The 24,672-nt window shown below is 53.5% G+C and carries 24 protein-coding genes; 11 read left to right on the forward strand and 13 right to left on the reverse strand.

The window, feature by feature from the left end; genetic code table 11:
* Nucleotides 1-6 precede the first annotated feature (6 nt).
* The gene (locus QJQ48_RS06715; protein WP_346290442.1) at nt 7-2,064 is read right to left on the reverse strand and encodes a prolyl oligopeptidase family serine peptidase; all 2,058 of its coding nucleotides are present in this window, start codon (nt 2,062-2,064) and stop codon (nt 7-9) included.
* Between the two features lie 38 nt (nt 2,065-2,102).
* Nucleotides 2,103-3,416: a lipid-A-disaccharide synthase gene (locus QJQ48_RS06720; protein ID WP_346290645.1), complete on the reverse strand. Its 1,314-nt coding sequence runs from the start codon at nt 3,414-3,416 to the stop codon at nt 2,103-2,105.
* 131 nt (nt 3,417-3,547) lie between these two features.
* On the opposite strand from QJQ48_RS06720, the gene QJQ48_RS06725 reads away from it, so the two are divergent.
* From QJQ48_RS06725 to crtO, 3 genes are all read left to right on the forward strand, one after another.
* Nucleotides 3,548-3,967, forward strand: coding sequence for a hypothetical protein (locus tag QJQ48_RS06725; RefSeq protein WP_346290443.1), 420 nt, complete (start codon nt 3,548-3,550; stop codon nt 3,965-3,967).
* Nucleotides 3,967-4,560: a GDSL-type esterase/lipase family protein gene (locus QJQ48_RS06730; protein ID WP_346290444.1), complete on the forward strand. Its 594-nt coding sequence runs from the start codon at nt 3,967-3,969 to the stop codon at nt 4,558-4,560. Before QJQ48_RS06725 ends, QJQ48_RS06730 begins: the two co-directional genes overlap by 1 nt.
* Before the next feature lie 93 nt (nt 4,561-4,653).
* Nucleotides 4,654-6,333 (forward strand): beta-carotene ketolase CrtO, encoded by a 1,680-nt coding sequence (crtO, locus tag QJQ48_RS06735; protein ID WP_346290445.1) that lies wholly within the window; start codon nt 4,654-4,656, stop codon nt 6,331-6,333.
* A 1-nt stretch (nt 6,334) separates the two neighbouring features.
* Here crtO and QJQ48_RS06740 read toward each other — a convergent pair whose 3' ends face one another.
* The 3 genes from QJQ48_RS06740 to QJQ48_RS06750 form a co-directional block, all read right to left on the reverse strand.
* Entirely contained in the window at nt 6,335-7,456 is a 1,122-nt protein-coding gene (locus QJQ48_RS06740; RefSeq protein WP_346290446.1) for a TFIIB-type zinc ribbon-containing protein, read from the reverse strand.
* A gap of 4 nt (nt 7,457-7,460) precedes the next feature.
* Nucleotides 7,461-8,537, reverse strand: a complete 1,077-nt coding sequence (locus QJQ48_RS06745) for an SPFH domain-containing protein (protein WP_346290447.1) — start codon at nt 8,535-8,537, stop codon at nt 7,461-7,463.
* Nucleotides 8,538-8,803: 266 nt separating this feature from the next.
* Nucleotides 8,804-9,361, reverse strand: a complete 558-nt coding sequence (locus tag QJQ48_RS06750) for a GNAT family N-acetyltransferase (protein WP_346290448.1) — start codon at nt 9,359-9,361, stop codon at nt 8,804-8,806.
* Between QJQ48_RS06750 and QJQ48_RS06755 the strand changes: the two genes are divergently transcribed.
* Nucleotides 9,360-9,710, forward strand: coding sequence for a cupin domain-containing protein (locus tag QJQ48_RS06755; RefSeq protein ID WP_346290449.1), 351 nt, complete (start codon nt 9,360-9,362; stop codon nt 9,708-9,710). The genes QJQ48_RS06750 and QJQ48_RS06755 overlap by 2 nt on opposite strands.
* Nucleotides 9,711-9,798: 88 nt before the next feature.
* Here QJQ48_RS06755 and QJQ48_RS06760 read toward each other — a convergent pair whose 3' ends face one another.
* From QJQ48_RS06760 to QJQ48_RS06775, 4 genes are read right to left on the reverse strand one after another with little or no spacing between them, the layout of a single operon-like run.
* On the reverse strand, nt 9,799-10,554 hold the full coding sequence (locus tag QJQ48_RS06760; RefSeq protein ID WP_346290450.1) for a DUF4340 domain-containing protein: 756 nt from the start codon (nt 10,552-10,554) through the stop codon (nt 9,799-9,801).
* Nucleotides 10,555-10,563: 9 nt separating this feature from the next.
* Nucleotides 10,564-12,249 carry a Gldg family protein gene (locus QJQ48_RS06765; protein ID WP_346290451.1) on the reverse strand — a complete coding sequence of 562 codons (1,686 nt, stop codon included), beginning with the start codon at nt 12,247-12,249 and terminating at the stop codon, nt 10,564-10,566.
* 55 nt (nt 12,250-12,304) lie between these two features.
* Nucleotides 12,305-13,102 (reverse strand): ABC transporter permease, encoded by a 798-nt coding sequence (locus tag QJQ48_RS06770; protein ID WP_346290452.1) that lies wholly within the window; start codon nt 13,100-13,102, stop codon nt 12,305-12,307.
* Nucleotides 13,099-14,124: an ABC transporter ATP-binding protein gene (locus QJQ48_RS06775; RefSeq protein WP_346290453.1), complete on the reverse strand. Its 1,026-nt coding sequence runs from the start codon at nt 14,122-14,124 to the stop codon at nt 13,099-13,101. Before QJQ48_RS06775 ends, QJQ48_RS06770 begins: the two co-directional genes overlap by 4 nt.
* 217 nt (nt 14,125-14,341) lie before the next feature.
* On the opposite strand from QJQ48_RS06775, the gene QJQ48_RS06780 reads away from it, so the two are divergent.
* The 5 genes from QJQ48_RS06780 to bchB all read left to right on the forward strand — a co-directional run bounded on the left by QJQ48_RS06780 (nt 14,342) and on the right by bchB (nt 19,726).
* Entirely contained in the window at nt 14,342-14,683 is a 342-nt protein-coding gene (locus QJQ48_RS06780) for a hypothetical protein (RefSeq protein WP_346290454.1), read from the forward strand.
* 9 nt (nt 14,684-14,692) lie between these two features.
* The gene (locus QJQ48_RS06785) at nt 14,693-14,944 is read left to right on the forward strand and encodes a TIGR02450 family Trp-rich protein (RefSeq protein WP_346290455.1); all 252 of its coding nucleotides are present in this window, start codon (nt 14,693-14,695) and stop codon (nt 14,942-14,944) included.
* A gap of 232 nt (nt 14,945-15,176) precedes the next feature.
* Nucleotides 15,177-15,893, forward strand: a complete 717-nt coding sequence (locus tag QJQ48_RS06790) for a biliverdin-producing heme oxygenase (RefSeq protein ID WP_346290456.1) — start codon at nt 15,177-15,179, stop codon at nt 15,891-15,893.
* A 335-nt stretch (nt 15,894-16,228) separates the two neighbouring features.
* Complete coding sequence (locus QJQ48_RS06795) at nt 16,229-17,872, forward strand: putative bifunctional diguanylate cyclase/phosphodiesterase (protein WP_346290457.1); 1,644 nt, start codon at nt 16,229-16,231, stop codon at nt 17,870-17,872.
* 327 nt (nt 17,873-18,199) lie between these two features.
* Nucleotides 18,200-19,726, forward strand: coding sequence for a ferredoxin:protochlorophyllide reductase (ATP-dependent) subunit B (gene bchB / locus QJQ48_RS06800; RefSeq protein WP_346290458.1), 1,527 nt, complete (start codon nt 18,200-18,202; stop codon nt 19,724-19,726).
* A gap of 46 nt (nt 19,727-19,772) precedes the next feature.
* Here bchB and QJQ48_RS06805 read toward each other — a convergent pair whose 3' ends face one another.
* Together QJQ48_RS06805 and QJQ48_RS06810 are read right to left on the reverse strand one after the other, a co-directional pair.
* Entirely contained in the window at nt 19,773-19,946 is a 174-nt protein-coding gene (locus QJQ48_RS06805; protein WP_346290459.1) for a hypothetical protein, read from the reverse strand.
* 114 nt (nt 19,947-20,060) lie between these two features.
* On the reverse strand, nt 20,061-20,558 hold the full coding sequence (locus tag QJQ48_RS06810) for a hypothetical protein (RefSeq protein WP_346290460.1): 498 nt from the start codon (nt 20,556-20,558) through the stop codon (nt 20,061-20,063).
* A gap of 270 nt (nt 20,559-20,828) precedes the next feature.
* Between QJQ48_RS06810 and QJQ48_RS06815 the strand changes: the two genes are divergently transcribed.
* Nucleotides 20,829-20,990, forward strand: a complete 162-nt coding sequence (locus QJQ48_RS06815) for a DUF2256 domain-containing protein (RefSeq protein WP_346290461.1) — start codon at nt 20,829-20,831, stop codon at nt 20,988-20,990.
* Nucleotides 20,991-21,034: 44 nt separating this feature from the next.
* Here the strand turns inward: QJQ48_RS06815 and QJQ48_RS06820 are convergent, their stop codons facing one another.
* Together QJQ48_RS06820 and QJQ48_RS06825 are read right to left on the reverse strand one after the other, a co-directional pair.
* A complete protein-coding gene (locus tag QJQ48_RS06820) occupies nt 21,035-21,955 on the reverse strand; it encodes a sulfotransferase family protein (protein WP_346290462.1) in 921 nt (306 codons plus the stop codon).
* Nucleotides 21,956-21,981: 26 nt separating this feature from the next.
* Nucleotides 21,982-22,989: an Npun_R2821/Npun_R2822 family protein gene (locus QJQ48_RS06825; RefSeq protein ID WP_346290463.1), complete on the reverse strand. Its 1,008-nt coding sequence runs from the start codon at nt 22,987-22,989 to the stop codon at nt 21,982-21,984.
* Nucleotides 22,990-23,243: 254 nt separating this feature from the next.
* Between QJQ48_RS06825 and QJQ48_RS06830 the strand changes: the two genes are divergently transcribed.
* Nucleotides 23,244-24,665, forward strand: coding sequence for an ABC transporter substrate-binding protein (locus QJQ48_RS06830; RefSeq protein WP_346290464.1), 1,422 nt, complete (start codon nt 23,244-23,246; stop codon nt 24,663-24,665).
* The last annotated feature ends 7 nt before the right edge of the window (nt 24,666-24,672 follow it).

Below are 24,672 nucleotides of genomic sequence, written 5' to 3' on the forward strand. Positions count from 1 at the left end.
TTGGCGCTAAGCCGGGCTAGCGCCTAAATTCTCCTGTAGAAAAGCCCACTTATCAGCCACTTCCTCAATAATTTTCTGAGTCGGTTTGCCTGCCCCATGTCCAGCCTTAGTTTCTATCCGAATCATCACGGGGGCCTCTCCCTGGTGGGCCGCCTGCAGCGCTGCAGCAAACTTGAAGCTGTGGGCCGGGACTACCCGGTCATCGTGATCAGCCGTCGTAATCAGCGTGGCTGGATACTGAGTGCCGGGTTTGAGATTGTGCAGCGGCGAATAGGCATAGAGGGCTTCAAATTCAGCTTCATTTTGGGGAGAGCCGTAGTCCGACTCCCAGGCCCAGCCAATCGTAAACTGGTTGAACCGCAACATATCCATGACGCCGACAGCGGGCAAGGCCGCAGCAAACAGATCGGGCCGCTGGCTCATACAGGCCCCCACGAGCAGTCCGCCGTTGCTGCCGCCCATGATTGCCAGCTTTTCGGACCGGGTATAGTCATGGGCAATGAGCCACTCTGCGGCGGCAATAAAGTCATTAAACACGTTTTGCTTTTTCAGCTTCGTCCCTGTCAGATGCCAGTCTTCGCCATATTCGCCGCCACCACGCAGATTTGGCACCGCGTAAATGCCGCCTAGCTCCATCCAGACCAGATTGCTGACGGAGAAACCGGGCGTAATTGAAACGCTAAAGCCGCCATAGCCATAGAGCAGCGTCGGATTTTGGCCGTCTAGCACCAATCCTCTTTTATGGACGATGAACATGGGGATGCGAGTGCCGTCGGCGCTGGTGTAGAAGATCTGCTCAGTTTGGTAGTCAGCCGGGTCAAAGTTGACCTGAGGCTGGCGAAAGAGGGTGCTTTCGCCCGTCTGCATGTCGTAGCGATAGAGGGTGCTGGGGGTAGTGAAGCTGGTGTAGCTGTAGAAAGTTTCGGTATCTTCGCGTTTACCGTCAAAGCCGCCTGCCGAGCCAATGCCGGGCAGGTCTACATTTCTGACAAAGGTGCCGTCCAGGTTGAAAATTTTAATCGTGGTGTAGGCATCTTTGAGATAGTCGACGACGAACTGGTGGTTGAGCAGGCCGATGCTCTGCAACGTTTCCTCTGTTTCGGGAATAATCTCCTGCCACTGGGCTTTTTGCGGCTGGGCGATATCAATCGCGATTAGCTTGCCCTTGGGCGCGTCTAAGTCGGTGCGGAACCAAAACAGGGAGTCTTCATTGTCGATAAAGCTGTATTCCGCCTCAAATTCGCTGATTAGCTCTACAATCTCGCTGCCCGGTGTCTGCAGGTCTTTGTAGAAAACTAAGTTGCGCGGATCGGTACCTTGCCAAACTGAAATAACCAGATAGCGGCCATCGTCCGTGACGCCGCCGCTGAAGCCCCACTCCTTTTGATCGGGACGTTCATAAATCAGCTCGTCTTCAGACTGGGGCGTGCCCAAACGGTGATAGTAGAGCTTTTGGTAATAGTTGACCGCTTCTAGCTTCGTCGTTTCATCCGGCTCATCGTAGCGGCTGTAGAAAAAGCCTTGATGATCGTGGGTCCAAGACGCGCCGGAGAACTTAATCCACTGCAGGCGATCGCTCAAGTCTTCGCCGGTTTCAATCTCCCGCACAAACCATTCCATCCAGTCAGAGCCCGCCGTGGACAGGCCGTAAGCCAAATACTGGCCGTTCTCGCTGATGGCGGTACCCTGCAGCGCCACTGTGCCGTCCTCAGAGAGGGTATTGGGATCGAGGAGTACCCGCGGCTCAGCCTCTAGGCTGGGCAGCGTGTAGAGAACGCTCTGATTCTGCAGGCCGTCATTTTTGTAGAAAAAATAGCGATCGCCCCGCTTGAAAGGAACGCTATAGCGCTCATAGTTCCACAGTTCAGTTAGGCGCTGCTGGATGCGATCGCGCTGGGGCAGCTGCTTCAGGTAGCCGAAAGTGACCTGATTTTGGGCCTCAATCCACTGCCGCACCGCCTCGGTGTTAGGATCTTCTAGCCAGCGGTAAGGATCGGCAACTTCAACGCCATGATAGACATCTACCTGATCGGCCTGACGGGTGGGGGGATAGTTGAAGGGCATAGCAGTCCTCGCGCATGACTGGGAAGTGCCCCTTCATTTTACGATTCGCCCAAGGCTTCTGAGGGAAACGAAACCGCGCTTCTTTCATCCTGATAGACCAGTTGGGCTAGCTTATCAGCGGCTCCCGGCGTGCCTCGCACCTGCCGCAAAGCCTGAGTCATGGCCTGTAATTTTTGGGGATGCGCCAGGTAGTCCAGCAGGCGATCGCCCACCGCTTCCGGCCTGAGACGCCCCCACAGCTCCGGCACGATCTCTCGTTTGGCCCAGATATTTGGCCAGGCAAACTGTTTGCCCGATCGCTGCAAAATGCCCAACACCACCAGATTAAACAGCTTCAGCAGCGGTCGGCCAATTCCCGGTAGCCCGCTTAAAATTCCCGGCAGGCCGTCCCAGGAGCGCATAGCGTCAAGCTGGTGCGTGGGCAGCAAGACCACCATTGGCACCGCCAGAGAACCCAGTTCAGCCGTATTAGCCCCCACGGTTGTCACGCAGATGCGGCACTGAGTCAGCACGTCATAGGCTGGGAAAGGCTGCCACAGCATAATCTGAGTCCCTCCCTCAGTTTTGAGGTAGGGAAGCTGGCCGGCATGTGGGCGCACCAGCTCAGTTGAGGGGCCGTGGACTACATGGACAATCGGGTTAAAGCTGGCGTCAGCATAGCGGGCTAGGGTTTCTAAATCGAGGGTCGGCGCAACGGGGATGACAAAGCGGGTTTGAGGCCGCTGCTGTTTGAGATAATCAGCGATCGCCAGCACTAGCGGTACCCCCTGCTCTAGCTTATTGGGCTTAGATCCGGGCAGCAGACCGATCAGTTCGGTTTCAGGCTCAAGCACCAACTGCTGCACCAGATAGTCCGAGGCTGCCATCTGCCGCACATCGCTCATCAAATCGCCTACAACCGTAAGCTTGTGGCGATAGCGCTGAGGACTGCGGTTCACCACAGAGTCATTCATCACCCCAAAGCGATCGAGCCAGCGCAGCCAGCGGGCGTCCCATTCGGCATAAATAACGCTTTTGTAGCCCAGCCGTTTGCTGATGACCAGCGCGTAGAACTGATCGCCTCCCAGGAATAAAACCACGCCGCGATCGCGCCAGTCCCAGTTTTCAGCCGTTTGGCCCCGCAGTAAAAACCGCCAAAAGTGCTTGGCCGCCTGCACCCGATCCACTTCCGGATAGCTTTGGACAATCTGGGCTTCCCGCCCGCTGGCATGGGGACAGGGGGACAGCACCACCGAAATTCTCACCTGCTCATGACTGGGAACCCGCTGCCGTAGCGATCGCAGCACTGGCTTCACCCAAGTCGTAATTTCTCCCGGCCCGTTCGACAAAATCAAAATATCAAGCGGCTGCATGGCGGAGATAGTAACAGAGGTCTTTTCGACTATACCCGGCCCACCGTCTAGGGAGAAAGCCATTGCCCTAGTTCCTGTAAGTCTCGAACCTAGTTAGAGTTGAAGAAACGGACTGGATTACTGCCCTCCCTATGTCTAGACTTCTTAGCTCTATGCTGCTGGCGATACTCGGCGTAGTGGTGTATCACCTAGCGCAGAAATTACAGCCGACCACGGTTAGCCCTTTCCTGATCCTGACGGTTGCCTACTCTGCCGCTGCGCTGCTCTCAATTTGCCTGCACGTTTTGATGCCCGCTGAAACCGCCCCAGTTCAGACATTTTTGCTGCCTGCCCTAGGGCTGGGTATTGCAATTGTCGTAATCGAGCTAGGATTTTTGGCCGTTTACCGTTCGGGCTGGAATGTAGGAATTGCTGGGGTATTTGCCACTGCTGGAGCAACTTTGGTATTGGTGCCTATTGGCATCGTAGTGCTGCAGGAAAAAATTTCTGGCCTCAATGCCGTCGGCATCGGCCTGTGCCTATTAGGTCTGCTATTAACGGCTAAGCAGTGATGGATGTACGCATTTGCTTCATTGGGGATTCTTTTGTTAACGGCACGGGTGATCCTGACTATTTAGGCTGGGCTGGGCGACTTTGCCGCGATCTAAAAGCTCCGAACTACGACCTAACTTATTACAATCTTGGCGTCCGCCGCGAAACTAGTGAACAAATTGCGCAACGCTGGCAGCACGAAGTAGACTACCGCTTACCTGCAGACGCGACAGGTCGTCTAGTTTTTTCCTTCGGTACCAATGACACCACCGTCGATGCTGGACAGCGCCGAGTTGAGCTAGCGGCGTCTCTAGCCGCTGCGGAGCGTATTTTAACTGCTGCTCAGACCCGCTATCTTACCCTGATGGTAGGGCCTCCTGCCATTGCTGACGCTGAGCAAAACCAGCGCACTGAACAGCTTTCTGGTCGGCTAGCTGAACTTTGCCAGACTCTGGACATTCCCTACTTAGAAGTGCTGGAGAGCACAGCCTGCTCCCCCGTCTGGATGGCTGATGTTCGGAATGGGGACGGGGCTCATCCCGGCGCAGCAGGTTATGGCGAACTGGCACAGACTATTGGCAGGTGGTCAGCTTGGCAAAGCTGGTGGGTCTAGTTTAATCACGAACTTCAGCCTTAAGGTAGGCCAGGAATTGATTAAGTTTCTTTACATTACTAGGTAGTTAACTTAATTTCTCTACATATTCTTATGGAAACCTACGATGTTGTGATCATCGGGGCGGGTCACAACGGTTTAGTCTGTGCCGCCTACCTATTGAAGGCAGGCTACAGCGTATTGGTCTTAGAAAAGCGATCGCTGCCTGGCGGCGCGGCCACGACCGAAGAAGCTCTGCCAGAAACCGCTCCCGGTTTTCGGTTTAATCTTTGCGCCATCGATCACGAATTTATTCACCTCGGCCCGGTGGTGGAAGAACTAGAGTTGACCAAATACGGCCTGGAGTATCTCTACTGCGATCCGGTCGTCTTCTGCCCCCATCCTGACGGCAAGGCCTTTTTAGCCCACCGCTCTATTGAGAAGACCTGCGCCGAGATCGCTCAGTACAGCGATCGCGATGCCAAAAAATACGCCGAATACATGGACTTCTGGCAGCGCATGATTCAGGCGGTTAAACCCGTTTTCAATGCGCCACCCAAGTCAATTATCGATATCATCGGCAACTACGGCCTGCACAATCTGCGAGATTTGTTCTCGCTGCTAGGCGGTGTGGATAAAACCTTAGACCTGGTGCGGACGCTGCTCACCAGTCCTAAAAATTCGCTGGAGGAATGGTTTGACAGTGAATTTCTGATTGCCCCCATGGCGCGATTAGCTTCAGAGCTGGGTGCGCCGCCGTCTGAGAAAACGATCGCGATTGGGGCAATGATGATGGCCCTACGCCATCACCCCGGTATGTCCCGGCCTAGAGGCGGCACCGGAGCGTTGACTCAGGCGCTGGTGAACCGGGTGCAGCAGACAGGCGGCGTGATTTGTTGTGATCAAGGGGTACAGCAGGTCTTGGTTGGCAACAGTGGCCGAGCTGAGGGCGTCAGGACGCTCAGCGGCCAGGAATATCGGGCGACGAAAGGCGTTATTTCCAACCTGGATGCCAAACGCCTGTTTCTACAGCTAGCCGATCCGATTGACGTAGATGCCGCTGATCCGCAGCTCCGCAATCGTTTAGAACGGCGGATTGTCAACAATAACGAAACTATTCTCAAAATCGACTGTGCTCTCTCTGAACTACCCCGCTTCGAGCACCACAATCACCGTGACGAGTACTGGACAGGCTCAGTGCTGATTGCTGACTCCTTTAACCATGTGGAAGAAGCCCACTCCTTACCCGCAGTCGGCAAGATCCCAAACAATCCCTCTATGTATGTGGATGTGCCCACCGTATTGGATCCGTCAATGGCCCCACCGGGCAAGCATACCCTCTGGATTGAATTTTTTGCCCCCTATCAGATTGCGGGCGCTGAGGGTACGGGACTTAACGGTACGGGCTGGACAGACGAGCTCAAGAATCAGGTAGCCGATCGCGTCATTGATAAGCTGGCAGACTATACGCCTAATCTCAAGTCCTCTATCATCGCCCGCCGGGTTGAAAGCCCCGCCGAGCTAGGGGAACGGCTAGGGGCCTATAAGGGCAACTACTACCATGTCGATATGACCCTGGAGCAAATGCTATTTCTGCGGCCCCTGCCGGAAATTTCCAACTACACAACGCCAATTGCAGGACTGTTTTTGACCGGGGCTGGTACTCATCCCGGTGGTGCCATTTCCGGGATGCCCGGTCGCAACTGCGCCCGCGTGTTTCTTAACCAGGATCAGTCCTGGCAGCAAAATCTGAAGGAGGCCAGTCACTGGCTGCAGAAAACTTTGCGGTTTTAGCCTAACTATTTTGCTGGGCCACCATAATGATGCCAGCAATGACAATCGCAGCCGCTATTACAGCCAGCGCAATTTTCCACTTGCTGTAGGGGCGATCGCCCACTACCTGACCATTCATGCCGTTGATAATTACCTGGTACTGCTGGTTCTGAAAACGGTAGCTCGCCATCCATACGGGCAGCAAAACGTGTTTAAACGTAGTGTCATGGTATTGGGTCAAAACTGAAATCACTTCCTGCGTATCGCCGCCAATATCGTGGCAAACATCCTGACGGATTGTGCCGGCCATTTGCGCTTTAGCCAATTCAAAACCAGGCTGCAGATTGATTTGGTAGCGCTGGGCCTGAAATCCGGTCAGGTAGCGCGGATCGTAGGGTTCTAAATCAGCAGCTTTGATTCGAGGCCACAGCAGGCCCAGCCAGTCCGAGCGGATGGAGTGGACAGCCGGTACCAGTACGTCATCAAAAAAGCGAGAAACTGTGCCCGATGCCGGATACCAGCGGGTTCTTCTGACTTCTCGGGTTTTGGTTTCAGTTTTACCCTCGTCGTTGGTTTCGGTATAGGTTTCGGTTTCGTAGTAATATTCGCCCCGCCGTCCCTGATAGCGGCTACTGGTCTGGCTGTCGTATGTCCAGAAGGGCAGATAGATGCCTTTGAGCTGCTCCTGCTGGGCCAGCTTTTTGAGGGAATTAGGCGCAAACCAGCGGTTACTCAGCCACTTTTGCAGCGCGCTGCGAGCCTGCTTCCGGCCGACTTGAAACGGAATCAAACCCGCTGGGGCTAAAACCGGGTTCGCCATCTGAGGCTGGACCACAATGCTAGAGGCGCAAAACGGACACCTATCAGCCACCGTCGGCGGTTCAAACGTCAGCGTCACCTGGCAGCCGGGACAGCGAACTTCTTGGGCGGTGGTCGAAAGCGCGGCGATTTGGGTTGAGTTGGCGTTGATAAACTGGCTGAAGGAATGTTCCACCAGCACGGCTGCCCGCAGCTGGGTGTTGGCTGGGGGCAGCGCCTGCGATCGCCCGCAATACTCACACCGGAGCTGCCCGGAAACTGGGTCAAACGTAGTCTTAGCGCCGCAGCCCTGACAGGCTTGCAGTTCTCTTTGTGATAGCGTCATCGGTTTAGTCCAGCGGCGGTGGCGGCGAACTCAGTAATGACTGTAATTCTGACAGCGTGCCTGCCTGCTGCCAGCCGGATAGTCCGGGCCGCCAGACATGGGACTGGGTCGTAAGGCCATTAGTCAAAAGCTGCTCACGGGTGAAAGGACCGTGGTTCTGGCCTTCGCGAGTGATAAACCAGATGGCGGTTTGAGGTGGAGGCGGCGGTGTCGGCGCGGCTGCAGGAGCGGAATGCTGGACGGCTGAGGCCAACTGCTGCCCCATGGCAATGCCAACCCCCAAGTCCAGTCCTGGGTTGCCACCGCCGGGATTCTGAGCTGACTTTTCAATCGCATTAGCGGCCTGGTACTGGGCGTACTGCTGCAAGTTGCCGAGCAGTCCCATCGAAGCCCGCTTGTCTAGGGCGGCTTCCACTTCTTCCGGCAGGGAAATGTTTTCAACTAAAAGCTGGGTCAGGGCCAAACCAAAGCGCTCCATATCGGGCTGCATGCCTTCGCGGATGCTGCTGCCCATCGTCTGGTAGTGCGCCGCTAGATCAATCAGCGGCGTCTGGTCGCGGCCTACCCAACTGGCAAATGCCGTCACGATCATGTTGCGCAGGTGATCGGTGATTTCGTCGGTTTGAAATAGGCCGTCGGTGCTGACGAGCTGCTCTAACAGTTGCCTCGCATCTTGAACCTGGATGCTGTAGTTGCCATAAGCTCGCAGCCGGATTGGGCCGAGCTCCGGATCGCGGATGGTAATGGGGTTGGCGGTGCCCCACTTGAGGTTGGTGAAAACGCGGGTATTAAAAAAGTAAACTTCGGCTTTGAAAGGCGAATTAAAGCCGTACTTCCAGCCCTTAAGCGTGCTGAGGATGGGTAAGTTCTGCGTTTCCAAACGGTAGCGCCCTGGGCCAAAGGCATCGGCAATCTGCCCTTCATTGACAAAAACAGCCACCTGTCCGGGCCGTACCGTCAACTGTGCGCCCATCTTAATCTCGTTATTATGACGCTCAAACCGATAGGCCAGCGTATCCTGGGTCGGATCGAGCCATTCGACAATGTCAATAAATTCCGCGCGTAGATTAAAAAGTCCCAAGGTTAGCTATCCTCAAACCGTCAGATTTCGTGTTTTGCCCTTTCGCAGGCGATCGCTCATTTTCAACGTTCCCACAGACCTGCGATCGCCCCTACCCTAAAAACTCAAAATTGCGGCCACAAATTGCGGCCACGTCCCCGAGGCCCGTTAAAGACTACAGATAAGCTCTCTCAAGTTACGGAAATTAATCTACTGCCAGACTGAAGTTTAGCGACTTACTTTGTTGCTTTAAAGTTACGGTTAGCTGTTGCAGACACCAGCGATCGCTAACCCGGATTAATCCGACTCGTTAGCACATGATCTTGCCACTGGCCGTTGATATACAAATACGCCTTCGCTACGCCCTCGATCTCAAACCCCAACCGCTCTAACACATTGGCACTGCGCTGATTGTGGGGCATATAGTTTGCCATGATTCGGTGCAGCCCCAATACCTCGAACCCGTAGCGAATCAGCCGCTCTCCCGCCTCTGTCATATAGCCTTGCCCCTGCTTGGCCGCTGCTAGGCTGTAGCCCAGCGTTGCTGCCTGGAACACGCCCCAAACCATATTGTTGAGATTGATCACTCCGATCACCGTCTGCGGCTTGGTTTGCTCGAAGATGAAGAGTTTAAGCGATCGCAAATTGACCGCATCTTGCTTATGCCCCTGCAACTGGGCTGTCCAGTAATCTTCGGTAAAGAAATTGTCTGGACGCTGCGGTTCAAATGGCTTCAGATAGGCATGATTCACCCGGAAATAGCGAACAATACTGCCAATATCTTCCAGTTCTCCCATCCGCAGAATTAGGCGCTGCGACCTCAGTACAGGCAATTGAGACGACATGATAGGCTGCAAACAAGCGTCAGAACAAGAGGCTAAGATTGTGCAGCTAGAACACTGGAACCCCGAAGTTGACGGCCCTCTGTCAGAATCCGCCCTGCGCCAGAAGCTCCAGGCCAAAGGCTACCGCGTCAGCCGCTATACTTACGCGCCTGGCACCACCTTTCCGCCTCACATCCACAGCATAGACAAAATTGATGCGGTTCTTTCCGGTCGCTTTCGCATGTCCATGCAGGGGCAAAGCGTCATCTTGGCAGCCGGAGATATGCTAGCTGTACCCGGTGGGGAAAGTCACGCCGCTGAAGTCGTTGGCGATGAACCAGTTGTAAGCCTAGATGCAACTAAGCAGTGACTGAGTGATAATCGTTTACTTAACTGACTCTTTGAAAATAGCCAAACTTTACCAGTAAGCCGCATGAGGTTGAAACAATTCGGGTTCATTATTCGCCGTTTTCAGTCGTTTCATCCTCCGGCTCTGCTGCATTATCTGCTGCATTATCAGTAGGAGATTCCTGTGAAGTTGATTCGGATGGGGATGATTCAGGTCCCGCTTCTCCGGCCTCATCAGGTTCGTCAGTCGGTTCTTCTGAGAGGGTAGGCGTGCTGGCTGCCGAGGCGGGCGGTTCCGTCGCTATCTGCCACTCCGATACCGAACGATTCACCGCGTTGATAAAGTCTACGGGAACTACCTGCACCGTGACTGCTTCGGCCTCTGCCGGTAGCGGTACCGTTTCTGGGTCAACTAGGGCATAGATAGCCCCGCCGCTAAAGTCTTCGCCGCCCAGCACCATCGTATGCGCGGTGCCATCTTCAAGGGTAAATTCGACAGTGGCTACAGGGGCGTCAAAGCCAAAGTCAGCCTGCTCGTCCGGAGTAATGGTGATGGTTTGCTCTGCTGATTCGGTGCGCAGCAGATTGAGTAGAAAGGCGATCGCGGCAGGTTCAGCTTGGGCCTGTTCTGGCTCAAGCATTTGCCAATCACCCGCCTGATCCCGCTCAAACCGTAGGGTAGTATCCTCAGTGTCTACCGTGAGCGTTTGCACATCGGCTTCTGCAAACTCAAATAGGCGATCGCCCTGATTTTCAGCAGCAGCGTCGGGATTGTCAGGCGATCGCTGTGACTCGCTAATCAGCACCGCGCCGCCCAAAACCGCCGCCACCAATACGAGAATTACCGTACTTCGCTGTAGTTTCATTATTCTCTCCTAGCGTCGCCGCAGCCACATCAGCACCGCTCCCACAATGGCAATTAGCGGCAAAATCAAGCAGGCAAAGACCGCAATGCCGACCTGCTGGGCGGGCGTCATCAAAATTCGTCGCTTGGTGACTTCTTTAGGCCGGATAGAAAAGATCTCATCGGCCTGCTGGCTCAGCCAGGTGATGGAATTGAGGAACACATCGCCGTTGAGCTGCTGGTTGAACAGACCGTCTGAGGCGAAGCTAGAGTTACCAATAACCACCAAGCGCGTTTCCTGGGGTGTCGCCTCCTCGTTATTCGCTGGCGCTTCTGCCGCCTGAGCCGGACGGGTCAGGGCTACGCCCACCACAAAGGGGCCATCAGGAGCCTGCTCTGGATCAAACTGGAGTTCACCTTCGGCTGAGATCGTCTGCGCTTGGGTATCCAGCCCGGTTGTGAGCAAAGGAGTCGCCTCTACATTAGGCACTTCGGCAATTTCCAGCGGCTGCACCACCGGATAAAAAGAGCGGCCACCGTCAAATTCTTGGGTAATGGGGTGATCGCCGTAGTCAGACACAATAGGAGCAGCCGGACCCAGGCCCACAAGCTGTCCTGCCCCGGAGGTGTCTAAAACCAGCTCTTGCGTGGGAGTAATGCCCCAGCTTACCAGGAAATTGTCAAGGCCGTTATTAGTATTAGGATCCACCAACAGCAGGGCATTGCCGCCTGCAGCCAGATAGGTTTCTAGGGCGGCAATTTCCGCTTCAAAGAGAGCTTGCTGCGGCCCCGCAACGACAACAACGCTGGCATCTGCAGGAATCTGAGGAGCCTCCTCGGCGGCTGCGGGGGCGGTCTCCGCCGAAGCTTCTTCATCTGGGGTTTCAGGTTCCTCAGCCGCTTCTGGATTGAGCAGATCTTCGAGATCGCTGCTGGTTTCTGCTGGCTCCGCTAAGTTCAGCGGCTTCACCGTGTAGTTGCGCTCTTCTAGGCTTTGGGCAGCTTCAAACAGTCCGGCCTGAGTACCGTCGATCGCATACTCGCCATGTCCCTGTAAAAAGTAAATGGTAGCCTCGCGATCGCCGCCTAAGCGATCGAGCTGATTCGTCAATTGACGTTCTGATAGGCGCTCGTTTTCGCTGACTCGCTGCACTAGCTGGCGGCGATCGCCCACTGTCAAATAGACCTCGCCTGCCGTTTGCACCCCAAATTCCTGGCTCAGAACTGGCTGATCGTAAGGATTAATGTACTCGTAGCTAAACTGATCAGGATTTTGTTGCTCATAGCTTTCTAAGAGCTGCTGATCTTGAGTATTGGGAGCGAGATCAAAAATCAGCACCTCGACCGGCTGATCTAAGGTTTGCACAACCCGCTCAGACTGGGGGGCTAGGGTAAAAAGCTGATTTTCGGTCAGGTCTAGCCGAGCTGTATAGCGCACCGCCAAGAAATTGATCAGTCCTAAAATCACGACGACGGCTAAGGTTGCCACCAAAGCGTTCGTCCCTGCCTGAGTCGATCGCTGCTGCCAAAATCCCTGTAGCCCCTGGCCGCTAAACCAAGACCCGGCAATCAGCAGTCCTAGGCCCACAATTAAAAACACGATGGGCAGCGGTGTCAAACCGCCTAGCGCGATCGCCACCAGTCCAGCCGTAATCAGCGCCAAACCGGGCCAAATCAGATATTTGAGAGATTTAGAAGAGAAGTTTAGTTTTTTCATATCAGTCCACAAGGGACACCGAAAAAAGTGAGCTATCTATACCAAGAGCGCTGAACTAAGAGCGCTGAAACCGTAGCGCTTCAATCGACTGAGCCGTCAAGAAGAGTCCTAATCCCACGTAGCTAATAAATAAAATTAGGCCGCTGGTATCTAAAATGCCTTGGGTAAAGTCGGTGTAGTGCCGCAGCAGGGACAAATGGCCTAGCGTTGCGCCTAGCCAGCCTTCCACTGCCGTAGCAATCAGGTCTACAACCCACAGTCCCAGCACCAGCGCAAATGAGATAATTGCCGCCAGCACCGTGCTATCGGTCAGAGATGAAATGAACATACCCAAAGATAGAATCGCCGCTGCCAGCAGCACTAGGCCGCCGTGCCCTAACAGCAGCACGCCCATCTGTACTGGCGGTTCCGAGGCGCTCAAGGCGACTACTTCACACAGCAGCAGCGGCAGCAGCAGCGTAATGTAAAAAGTCAGAACGGCCAGCAGCTTACCCAAGGCCACGGCCCAGTTAGTCATGGGCGAAGTAGCCAGCAGTTCTAAAGTGCCGCGCTTGCGCTCCTCGGCATAGAGACCCATCGACAGAATTGGCAAAATAAACATCGACAGAGAACCCAGCAATCCCAGATAGATTTTAAGAAACTCGTAGGGCACATCAACGGGGGCCTGCTGTCCCATCTGATCGGCAGCGGCGACCTGAGCGATGATGCCCTGAGGACTCAGCAAAATGATGCTGAGGAAAAAGCCGCCAATAATCCAAAAAACAGCAGCCACTATATAGGACAGCGGTGAGGCAAAGTAGCTCTGTAGCTCCCGCTGATAGATGGCTAAGATATTGCCCGCAACAATTTTCATGGCGTCTCTTCCTCTACGGACTGCGGCTCGACGACTACCGTAGAGTCGGTAGATGCCATCGCAGTTGGACTGGCTTCAACGGTTTCCTGCATCGTCAAATTAATAAAGACATCCTCTAAGGTGGCACCGGAGCGCCGGAGCTGGTAAAGTCCCAGCCCTGCCTGCACGATGTTAGCGGCAATTTCTCGCCCCGGATCGCTGTCAGCCGCCGCGACTATCTGCAGGCGATGGCGCTGAGGGCCTGAGGTGTCGTCTGTAAGCACGTTTACCTGCCGAATCTGGGGTAAAGCCTGAAGCTGCTGCTGAGCTACCTGCAGGTCACCTTCTAGCTCTAGTTCATAGTTAGTGCCGCCGCTGAGGTGACTCATGAGATTGGCGGGCGTATCGGTTGCCACGACCTGGCCTCGGTTGATAATCGCCACGCGATCGCAGGTCATACTCACCTCCGGCAAAATGTGGGTCGAGAGAATCACCGTATGATCGCCGGCCAGCTGCCGAATTAGGTTACGCACTTCAATAATCTGGCGCGGGTCGAGTCCCACGGTTGGCTCATCCAAAATGATGGCAGGCGGATCGTGGACGATCGCCTGGGCTATGCCTACCCGCTGACGATAGCCTTTAGAAAGCTTGCGAATGAGGTCTGTCTGCTTTTCTTGCAGGCCGCAGCGATCGATGGCTAAAGCCACCCGCTGAGCGCGATCGCCGGCTGCCACCCCTTTAATCCGCGCTACAAAGTGCAAAAAGCTCTCAACGGTCATGTCCGGATAGAGCGGCGGACTCTCTGGCAGATAGCCAATCCGCTGTCGCACCGCCATTGAGTCTGCGTGGACTTCATATTCGCCAATGCGGGCACTACCGCTGCTAGCGGGCAAGTAGCCTGTCAAGATGCGCATGGTAGTGGTCTTACCGGCTCCATTGGGGCCGAGAAAACCTAAAATCTCTCCCGTCTCCACCCGAAATGACACATCTCGAATCGCCGGGGTGGCTCCATACATCTTGCTGAGATTTTCAACTTCAATCATCCAGCAGCATCCATTACAGCAAAAGGTTCCGTTGTGAATTATCGCCTTAAACGACGAGAATGTGTCTGAGAGGTTGCTGGTAACCCCCCTAACCGAGACAATGCTTATGTAGAGGCGTATTCAAGGTAAGTCAGTGAACACGGCGCAACCCGGCCCAGGCTTCGGATTTACATTTCTATACTATTTCGCCGGAATTGGCTTAATTACTACGCTCTTAATGGCTCAGAGTCTCCACGTTAGCCTAGAGTCAGGCTTTCCGGCTCAGCTCGGCATCGGCGTAGGTCTAGTGGGTGGCCTGATTGCTGCCTATTTTAACCAGACCCTTTCCCTAGAAGTACCGTTTAAGGGCAAAAAGCAGTTTTTGCGATCGCTCAGTCAGGTACTCAGCGAGATGGGCTACACCCAAGTGGCTGAGACAGAAGGGGTCTTAATCTATCAGCGATCGCCGCTAAGACAGCTTTTTTCCGGCAAAGTCTACGTGCAGCTCAACAAGCAAAATGCCCTAATTTTCAGCCGCGCCGCTCACATCCGCAGTCTCCGCCGTCGCCTGTCTCCCTAACGTCACACCATGCCTAAAAAACAAAAATTTCCTCACCTTGTCGGCTCCAAATGGACGGCTCAGCAAAAGGTTTCTGGCTGGCGGCATTTCCAGGTGGTGAACCGTAAAAATCAGGGTGAGTGGGTCTTTGCCGAGCTGGTAGCTTCCTGCGATCCAGAGGTGCGCTTTTGGCTCAATGCCAAGCTGCTCAAAAACCGCAGTCTTTGGCTGGCAGGCTGGCAGACTTTACAGGAAATGGTGTCGGCGGAAGCGGAGATGTGAGGCTCTAGCAAAATTCTCATCATCCAGCCTACAAAATAATTGGGTGCGCCTACTTAACAGGGTTAATAACTGCTACTCACACCCTGACTAGGCTAGTCCCGTAAAATTTTTTAATGAAAACTCTCATCAAAAGGGTTTACTTTAACAAAAGTAGCAAAAAATAAGTTTGTTTAGAATCTTTACGCCGACAGCATTCTCTATAGAGTTCAGGTAATTTAGCGAGACGTTTAGCATGAGCAGCGATTTATCCACCAAACTGCGTGAGGGCACCAAAAAAGCCCACACTATGGCAGAGAACGTCGGCTTCGTCCGGTGCTTCTTGAGAGGAGTAGTTGAAAAAAATTCCTACCGCAAGCTAGTAGCTAACTTCTATTTTGTCTACACGGCAATGGAAGAAGAATTAGAGCGCCAGCGCAACCACCCGGTTGTTTCTAAGGTCTATTTTCCTAAGCTACACCGTAAGGAAACTTTAGAAACCGATTTAGCTTATTACTACGGCCCTAACTGGCGCGAGCAGATTGCTCCCTCCAAGGCCGGACAGGCCTATGTCGATCGCATCCGCGAGATTTCTAACACTCAGCCTGAACTGCTAGTGGGGCATTCCTACACCCGCTATCTAGGCGATCTCTCTGGTGGTCAAATTCTTAAAGGCATTGCTCAGCGGGCGATGAACCTGAGCGAAGGCGAAGGCACCGCTTTTTATGAGTTTGACGATATTCAAGATGAGAAAGCGTTTAAGCAGGCTTACCGGGCTTCTTTAGACGAAGCGCCTGTGGATGAAGCGATGGCCGATCGCATTGTGGAGGAGGCCAATGATGCTTTTGGCATCAATATGCAGATGTTCCAAGAGTTGGAAGGCAACTTGATCAAGGCCATTGGTCAGATGCTCTTCAACACTCTGACTCGCAATCGTCGTCGCGGCAGTACAGAACTGGCGACGGCTGACTAGACTTTAAAGCGCTGACAACTGGCTCTTTGTGTTCATTTAGGCACCCTCCGGGGTGCTTTTTGTGTTTTTTATACCCCGCTGGCCAAAATTACGCAGGCTATATCTGGGGTATCGCCATTTAGCGCAGGGAACTCCCGCCTTTTATAGGAGTTTTTCGGCCCTTAAGTTACATATTATACGAAAAGCCCTGGGTGTTGAAAGCTGTTGCAAGCTATTTAATCGCCTCAGCTTAGGGTGGGAAAATCTATCACTATTCACTAATGCAGAAGTACAACCTGTGGCTTTATGATCGGCTTAATCGCATAGGGTACCTGGAAAGCTATGAGAGCAAAATTATGGTTGTGGCCTTTGTCGGCACCCATATTCCCCTCTTGGCGCTGCTATTTTACTTTGTTAACTCCTCCGCATTTCCTCTAGATACTAAGCTCGCTATCCTGGGTGTGGCTTTGGTAGCTACGCTGGCAGGAACGCTGATTACGCTTTTCATACTCCATAGCCTGCTGATGCCCGTAAAGCTGACAGCGCAGTCTCTTCGGCTCTATTGGGCTGAACGAAGAATTCCTGATCTGCCGACTCGGTTCACGGACGATGCCGGTATTCTGATGTCTAATGCTACTGAGATCATTCGCAAGCTCGATCGTCTCATTGTTTATCTGGCAGACTACGACAACTCTACTGGTTTACCGAATCAGACGCTTTTCCAAAAGCACTTAAACAAAATTTTGACAGCGGCCACACCTCACCACTTGGATGTCGCTGTGTTTGTCATTCATTTAAGCGATTTACCCACCCTACATAGTCTGCGAGACGATCGCTTTAGCCAGCAGGTCCTCAGAGCAATCTCCTATCGCCTGAGCCAGTTCTGCGGCGAGTTTGGTTTTGTGGCTCGGCTCAATGGCGACGAATTTGCGATCGCCCAGTCGGTTTCGCGCTCTTACTCAGAAGCGATCCAGCAGGCACAGCGCTTGCTGGATGTGCTGCTGCAACCCTATCAAATTGAACGGGAGTCTATTCACTTAACAGCCTGCATCGGCGTGGCCCTCCATTCTAGAGGCGATCGCTCTGAACAGGTCTTATCAAATGCCTGTATTGCTTTGCAACAGGCCAAACAGCAGGGAAATAGCTGCTTCCAATTTCACTCAACCGATATGACACTGCGACTGCAGCAGCATCTGCATCTAGAAAGTGAACTGCGCCAAGCGATGGCCCGCAATCAGCTACAGCTTTACTATCAGCCTCAAATTGATTTGGTTAGCGGTCATCTAGTTGGGGTTGAGTGCCTTTTGCGCTGGTATCATCCTGAATTAGGCCCCGTTTCTCCGGCAGAATTTATTCCCATCGCTGAAGCGACCGGGCTAATTTTGCCGATTGGAGACTGGGTACTCAAAACCGCCTGTGAGCAAAATAGAGCTTGGCAGCAGGCCGGACTGCCGCCGATTCGGATGGCGATCAATCTATCCCCACTGCAGTTTCAGCAACCTCATCTAGTTCAGCAGATTCAATCGATTCTCAGCAAAACCGGGTTAGATGCTCGCTATCTGGAGCTAGAAGTCACCGAAAGCTTAGCGATGAATAACGTTGAGCAAACGCTGGATCTGTTGCAAACGCTGCATCGCTTAGGTGTTACGTTGGCCCTAGATGATTTTGGTACGGGCTATTCGTCTCTCAGCTATTTGAGAAAGTTTCCGTTTGATATTCTCAAAATCGATCGCGCTTTTATTAAAGATGTTGGCAGTAGTTCTGATGCAGCCGCTTTGGTTAAGGCGATTATGGCGCTGGCCGGTAGCCTCAACCTGGACTTAGTTGCAGAAGGCATAGAAACCTCCACTCAGCTTGAGTTTCTGGCGACCCAGGGACAAAATCTTAGTATTCAAGGCTATTACTTCAGCCCGCCTGTAACCGCCAGTGAACTAGGCCGACTCCTCAAAGAACAACCTAAATCGGTTGAGCAGCAGCAGCTCAGCTACAGTCTCAAATAAATATTTTTAGATCTGCTACCAATTGCAACGAACAGTCAAGAAACATATCGATTGTCTGAGCGCATTTCAGCCTGAGCGATCGCTATATCAGCCTGCAGACAAGGCTTGCGCAGCTTGAGCCAGGGTTGATTCTAGCTGAGTCTTCGTAACAGTGGCAGTTCACAAAAGCCAAATCTTTGAGGACAATCAGAAGCGATGTTAAAGCTTTAGCAGCGGGGGTCAGTTGCAGCTCTAGCTAAGGGCTGTGTGATTAGGCCGACCTGCCAGCGCTATAAAAAGTTTTCAAGCAAATTGTCGTCAAAGACTACCGGATAGGGAGAACGCTATATGAAACTGGCTTATTGGATGTATGCAGGCCCCGCCCACATCGGCACCCTTCGCATTGCCAGTTCTTTTAAGAATGTTCACGCCATCATGCACGCCCCGATTGGCGATGACTACTTCAACGTCATGCGATCGATGCTGTCGCGGGAGCGCGACTTTACCCCTGTCACCGCCAGCGTGGTCGATCGCAATGTGCTAGCGCGGGGTTCACAGGAGAAGGTGGTAGACAATATCACCCGCAAAGATCGAGAGGAGCACCCCGATCTGATTGTGCTGACCCCGACCTGCACTTCTAGCATCCTGCAGGAAGACCTACAAAACTTCGTAGAGCGGGCACAGCTAGATGCTCAAGGCGACGTTATGCTGGCCGACGTCAACCACTACCGGGTAAATGAGCTCCAGGCCGCCGATCGCACTTTGCAGCAGATTGTGGCCTACTACCTCAACAAGGCCAGGAAAAAAGGCGAACTGCCAGCCGCTAAAACTGCCAAGCCTTCAGTCAATATTTTTGGCATTACGACCCTCGGTTTTCACAACAATCACGATGTCAAGGAACTGCGGCGGCTAATGGCCGATTTGGGCATTGAGGTGAACGCTGTAGTGCCCGACGGGGCTTCTGTCCATGAGCTAAAGAACCTGCCTCGCGCCTGGTTTAATCTCGTTCCTTACAGAGAGATTGGCCCCACCACCGCAGAGTATCTCAAGACCGAGTTTGATATGCCCTACGTGGATATCACGCCGATGGGTATCGTCGAAACGGCTCGCTGCATCCGGGCGATTCAGAAGATTCTGAACCAGCAGGGGGCTGAGGTGAATTATGAAAGCTTTATTGATGAGCAAACCCGCTTTGCCTCTCAGGCGGCTTGGTTTTCCCGCTCGATTGACTGCCAAAACCTCACGGGCAAAAAGTGCGTCGTTTTTGGCGATAGTACCCATGCCGCCGCTATCACTAAAATTCTGGCGCGCGAGATGGGAATCCACGTCGTGCTAGCAGGCTCTTACTGCAAGTACGATACCGAATGGTTTAAGCAGGAAGTGGGCGAATACTGTGATGAAGTACTCATGAGCGAGGATCATGGTGAAATTGGTGACGCGATCGCTCGCATTGAGCCTGCTGCTATTTTCGGTACCCAAATGGAGCGTCATGTGGGTAAGCGCCTAGATATTCCCTGCGGCGTGATTGCGGCTCCCATTCACGTCCAGAACTTCCCGGTGGGCTACCGTCCGTTCTTGGGCTATGAAGGGGCTAACCAGGTCGTCGATCTGATTTATAACTCTTTCACCTTGGGTATGGAAGATCACCTGCTAGAGATCTTTGGTGGCCACGACACCAAGGAAGTCATCACCAAAACCATGTCTGCGGATTCCGATATGAGCTGGACTAAAGATGGCTTGGCAGAGCTGAACAAAATCCCTGGCTTTGTGCGTGGTAAGGTGAAGCGCAATACTGAGAAGTTTGCCCGCGATCGCAATATTGCTGAAATCAGTGCTGAAGTGCTGTATGCAGCGAAAGAGGCCGTTGGTGCTTAGGGCAATAGGTTTTGCGGGATAGATCAGCCGATTTATCCCGCAAAAATTAGTTCGCGAGGAAAAATATTGCCAAACCCGCAACGCCACAGTTAAAAATTAGCAAGCTCAGAACCACCCAAATTCCATTAACGGCCATAAAGCCAGACACAACCAGGTGTAACAGCAAAGCTTGGCCGAGGGTGGTGCTGATGCCGCTGACAATTGCGATCAAGACTTTCATGGCAGCGTCTCTTGACTGACAGCGACTCTAATTGTACGAGCCGCCGAAGTTTGCAAGACAACTCAAATAACCTGAATTGAGGTTGAGCCAAGGCTAGCCTTTAGCGTTGCTGTATCAGTCTGCGTGGGTAGGAACAAGACTAGGATCCTTTAAAACTAACTCATTACTAGCCGGTTCTACCCTATAGGCTTCTCCAATGTAACCAGTCCGGTCGTAAAGAATCTGGTGGATGTGCAAATCAAGCGCCTGCTCATCCGCAATTCGATCGGCATAAAACGCTTTCATTCTAGGTTCAATGCCAAGCTGCACGAGGCGATCGTGTAGCAAAGCGTTATGGCCGCGAAAATAGGCTTGTCGAGCCACATCGTCTTGCAAAAAGGTGAAAATCACCGAGGCCGGGACTCCTGCCAGTGTGATGCGCTCGGTAACAAATAAAAATCCGAAGACTCCCAGCGCAGTAATGCCACCTGCTCCTAAAGCCGCTAAGCCCCGCCGAGATAAAAGTAGCGGACGTGTAAAGGTACTTTGACAAGCTGGGCAAAAATACTGCCGTCTCAGCTTTGCTTTCCCATGACGATACACGGGGCGGTGACCGCATTTTGAACACTGCATGGTGGACAATGGGCTATCAAACTGCAACGGGTAGGAAGACAACGCTGCTATATTAGCGATCGCGCTAGCGGCTATGCCAGAAAATCAGCCGTAGTTGACGATATTCCTACGGAAAACTCTCAGTATTTGCAAAAACTTTAATTTCCCTCGTATCCGTCATAATGCGTAAGAGTCTGTCTTTACAGCAAACTAAAGAAAGCCCATCCTGCGGCTGCTCTACTGCCGCTTAGGAATAAAAACAGACCCCAATCAGGTAAAGGTTTACGTTCTATGGCCCGCCAGCGCTCCAAGTCAGATCTACCCACGAAAGTTTGCCCCGTCTGTCAGCGCCCTTTTACCTGGCGCAAAAAGTGGGCTGACTGCTGGGATGAAGTCAAATACTGCTCCGATCGCTGCCGCCGCCGTCGCTCCCAGGCACAGCCCAGTGAGTAGAGGCTCTCCGTTTGCCTAACCTTCTAACCTCAAAGTGTCAGCACCTATTCCCATGCAAAGGGCTGATTGCGATCGCCCACGATGGCATAAAACCGCTCTAGGTTTTCGGGGGCCAACTCTTGCTGCCAGCGCTGGTCAAGCTTGATGGTGAGATCCATCTTGGCGTAATAGTCGCCATGCACCGCTTGGGTATTGCTGGCGACGGGCTGATTGCGATAGCGGGCGATCAGCGCTCTGGCGCTGCGGCTACCGGCAATATAGTGATGGTCGTGCTGCCAGTAGGCCAGCATCTCGGGTTCAAAAGGAATTTCCAGGAAAGCGCATACCTGACGCATAATCTCTGCCGGCTCGGTGGCTAGGGCTTCGTACTGTACCTGTAAGCGCCGATTGGCAGGCAAACTGGCATAGAGGCGATCGCACTGGTCAAGATTTTCCAGCCAGCGCTGGCTCACGGTTTCTACCGTCAGGGCAGGGTAAGCGCGCAGGTAGGAGTTGAGAACGGCTCGACCATCGCGCACCGCATGAATGACATAGGCTTGTAAACGCCCCTGACGGAACTCACGCGCCTTTAGCCGCTGGGCTACCCAGTCAGGATATTTGCTAGAGTCTACCAGCAGGGTTTTCTGGATTCTTTCTGCCAGCAGCGTGTAGGGATTGAATACGGCATCCTGACCAATACGTTCGCGGATCCAACGCTCTAGTTTGAGCGGGAGATAGGCCCGGAGGCGACGACCACTCAGGCCCAAAGCGAGCTGCTCCGCATCGGCCTGACTAAAATGATCAGGCCAAAACGTGCCGCTGGGGCAGAGGGCGCTGAGTGTGGGCGTGCGGCGATAAATTTCTGGCAGCTTGCTAATTTCCCCTAAGGAAAAGCCCTGAGAGTGACTGCCCAGCATCAGATCTAACATGGTCGAGCCAGAGCGGCCGATGCCCAGAATGAAAACGACTTTTCCCGTAGCAACCATATCGTTCAATCACTCCTCTGTTTTGGCTAAGACAGTCCTAGTTTTCTGAGTAGACGCTGCGGCAGGGTAGGCGGCTTGGGTTTGTAGTAGGTTGGCTGGCCTTTGAAGTCGGGGCGATCTGCCGGATTCTTCAAATAGCGATAGTGCAGGAAAATATCGCGGTAGGGAAACTCCAGGTTTTCACCTGCACACAGGCGTTGAAAAAACTTGGAGCTAACGCCGATGTAATGCAGATAGGTGAGCCGTTTCCCTTTGTCGTAAAGCAGATGATCTTGGGCTACGAAATGAGAAGACGTGACCGAGTTGCCCGTGGCTTGTCCGGCAGGCCGGGCTAGAGCCAGATTGTGTACCTGACGGTCGCTTTTCATCACCATGTAATTCAGCACAGACTGGTTAGGCGCGCCTAGATATAACACTTCGGCATCGCCGCCCCGCAGCCCCGAAACCAGCCAAGCTAAGTGGTCAGGGGGAAACGTGCCTTTTTTAGCGGCGTAACAACCTGAGCAGAAGATTTCTTTTTGAATGCGTTCTGAGCTGAATAAGGCTTCTAGGCGATCGCTGTTGATATTAAAAATATGAGAGGGGTCTTTGAACTGGAAGTCGTAGACTGCAAAATCGCTGTGGTCTAAAGCGGCAAAAAAAGGCTCTAGCGGCCCCAGGACTAAGGTGTCGGCGTCTAGATAAATGAAGCGATCGAAGGGGGCAGCGGCATCAAAGGCGCAGTAGCGATGGTTTTCACCCACGCGGTAAAACCGGGTTTTGATTCCCTGATTTTGCCAATCGCTCAGAGCGGTGGGATGAGATTGCCAAACAGCGTAAGAAAAATCTTCCCACCGCTGAAACAGAGAGTGGTCGTCTAATAGCCTCACCTGGGGGCGACGGGTAAGTTCCTGTCTGACCCGTTCTAGCTGCTGATCGTAGGCAATGACGCAGACCGGATAGTCTTTCCCGGCGTTGGCTTCAATGCTATTAAGCAGCGCCACAAGCTGATCAAAAACCCTGTCGTTGGCTAGGGTGTAAATCCCATCCACCATCAAAAACTGCCTCCTCTGGTTTGCCTACGGGCGCGTCTGGTCAATCGATTATCCAACCTACTCAACCCATATTTTAGATGGAGCTGCGCTAGCAGAAACTACCTCATAGTTCCCTAGAGTTTGTCTGCGGCCAACAGGCAATACCCTGGTGCCCGTAATGAATAGACAGCCATTTTGAAAGCTGTTCTACTACTTTTTACAGCTTGGTATATTGCCCCTATACTCGATTAGCGGCCTTGACTGAGTAATCGCGCATGTCTAATCGAAACGAAACGCCTGTTTTACTAATTTCTTTACTGATTACGGTTGCCCTAGTCGGTGCTTTGGGCGCTTGGCTTTGGCCACGACTGCAGCTAGGTGGCTCAGACCCCTCTACGGATTCGGCTCAGTCTGTCAACACCCAGACCGAAACTGCCACTGAAACAAGCGACTCTCGCCTCAGTCAGGGCGAACAGATACTTGTCGCCGATGCTTCGCCGCTGAAGCAGCAGGGCGTTGAAGCGATCGCCGCCGGAAATTACGATCAGGCCGTTTCCTTACTGGAGTCGGCGCTGGCGGAAAATCGTAACGACCCAGAAGCACTCATTTATCTCAACAACGCCCGCATTGCCGAGCAGCAGGCCTACACCATTGCCGTAGCGGCTCCGGTCGAAACCGCGCTAGATCCGGCCTTAGAAATTCTGCGGGGTGTGGCTCAGGCCCAGACCGAAATTAATCAGGCGGGCGGCCTTGATGGCGTGCCGCTGCGGGTGGTGATTGCTGACGATGGCAATAGTCCGGCTGAGGCTGAAGCGATCGCTAATCAGCTTGTGGCCGCTGCGGATGTGTTGGCGGTGGTGGGGCACTTCAGCAGCAATATCACGCTGGCAACCGCGCCCATTTACACGGAGGGGCAACTGCCGCTAATTTCCCCTACCAGCACCTCAGTCGAGATTTCCGGCGTCAGCGACTATGTGTTTCGCACCACGCCCAGCGATCGCTTTGCCGCTACTACCCTAGCTCGCTACATGCTGAATCAGCTCAGTCAGCAAACCGCCGCCGTTTTCTTCAACTCCGAGAGTGACTACAGCACGTCCCTCAAAAATGAGTTCACCACGGCAGTTTTCAGCGATGGCGGTCAAATTGCCGCCGAGCTAGACCTTGCCGCGCCCAATTTCAACGCGGCTGAGGCGGTGCAGCAGCTCAAGTCCCAGGGGGTTGAGACTTTGATGCTAGCGGCCAATACGTCAACTCTAGATCAGGCGATCGCGGTCATCGAGGCCAACGGGGGCGATCTGGCTATGCTAGGGGGCGACAGTCTTTACAATCCCGAAGTGCTTTCGGTAGGGGCGGCAGCGGACGATTTGGTGGTTGCCATTCCCTGGCATATTCTGGCTGATCCAGAGGCTGACTTTGCCCAGGATTCGCGCCGTCTCTGGGGCGGAGATGTGAGCTGGCGCACGGCTATGGCTTACGATGCGGTGATGGCGATCGCTGCTGCGCTAGAGTCCACTCCTGTCACTAACCGGCAAAATCTGCAGGCAACCCTGACGAGTGCTACCTTTGCGGCAGACGGGGCGGCTAGCCAAGTCAAGTTTCTACCATCGGGCGATCGCAATCAGGCGGCTCAGTTGGTGACGGTTGAACCCGGTTCGCGATCGGGTCGCGGCTATGATTTCGTCCCTGTCACGCCGTAGGGGCGAT

The organism is Sphaerothrix gracilis Ecp01 (genome assembly GCF_030405905.1).
Lineage (GTDB): Bacteria > Cyanobacteriota > Cyanobacteriia > Phormidesmidales > Phormidesmidaceae > Sphaerothrix > Sphaerothrix gracilis.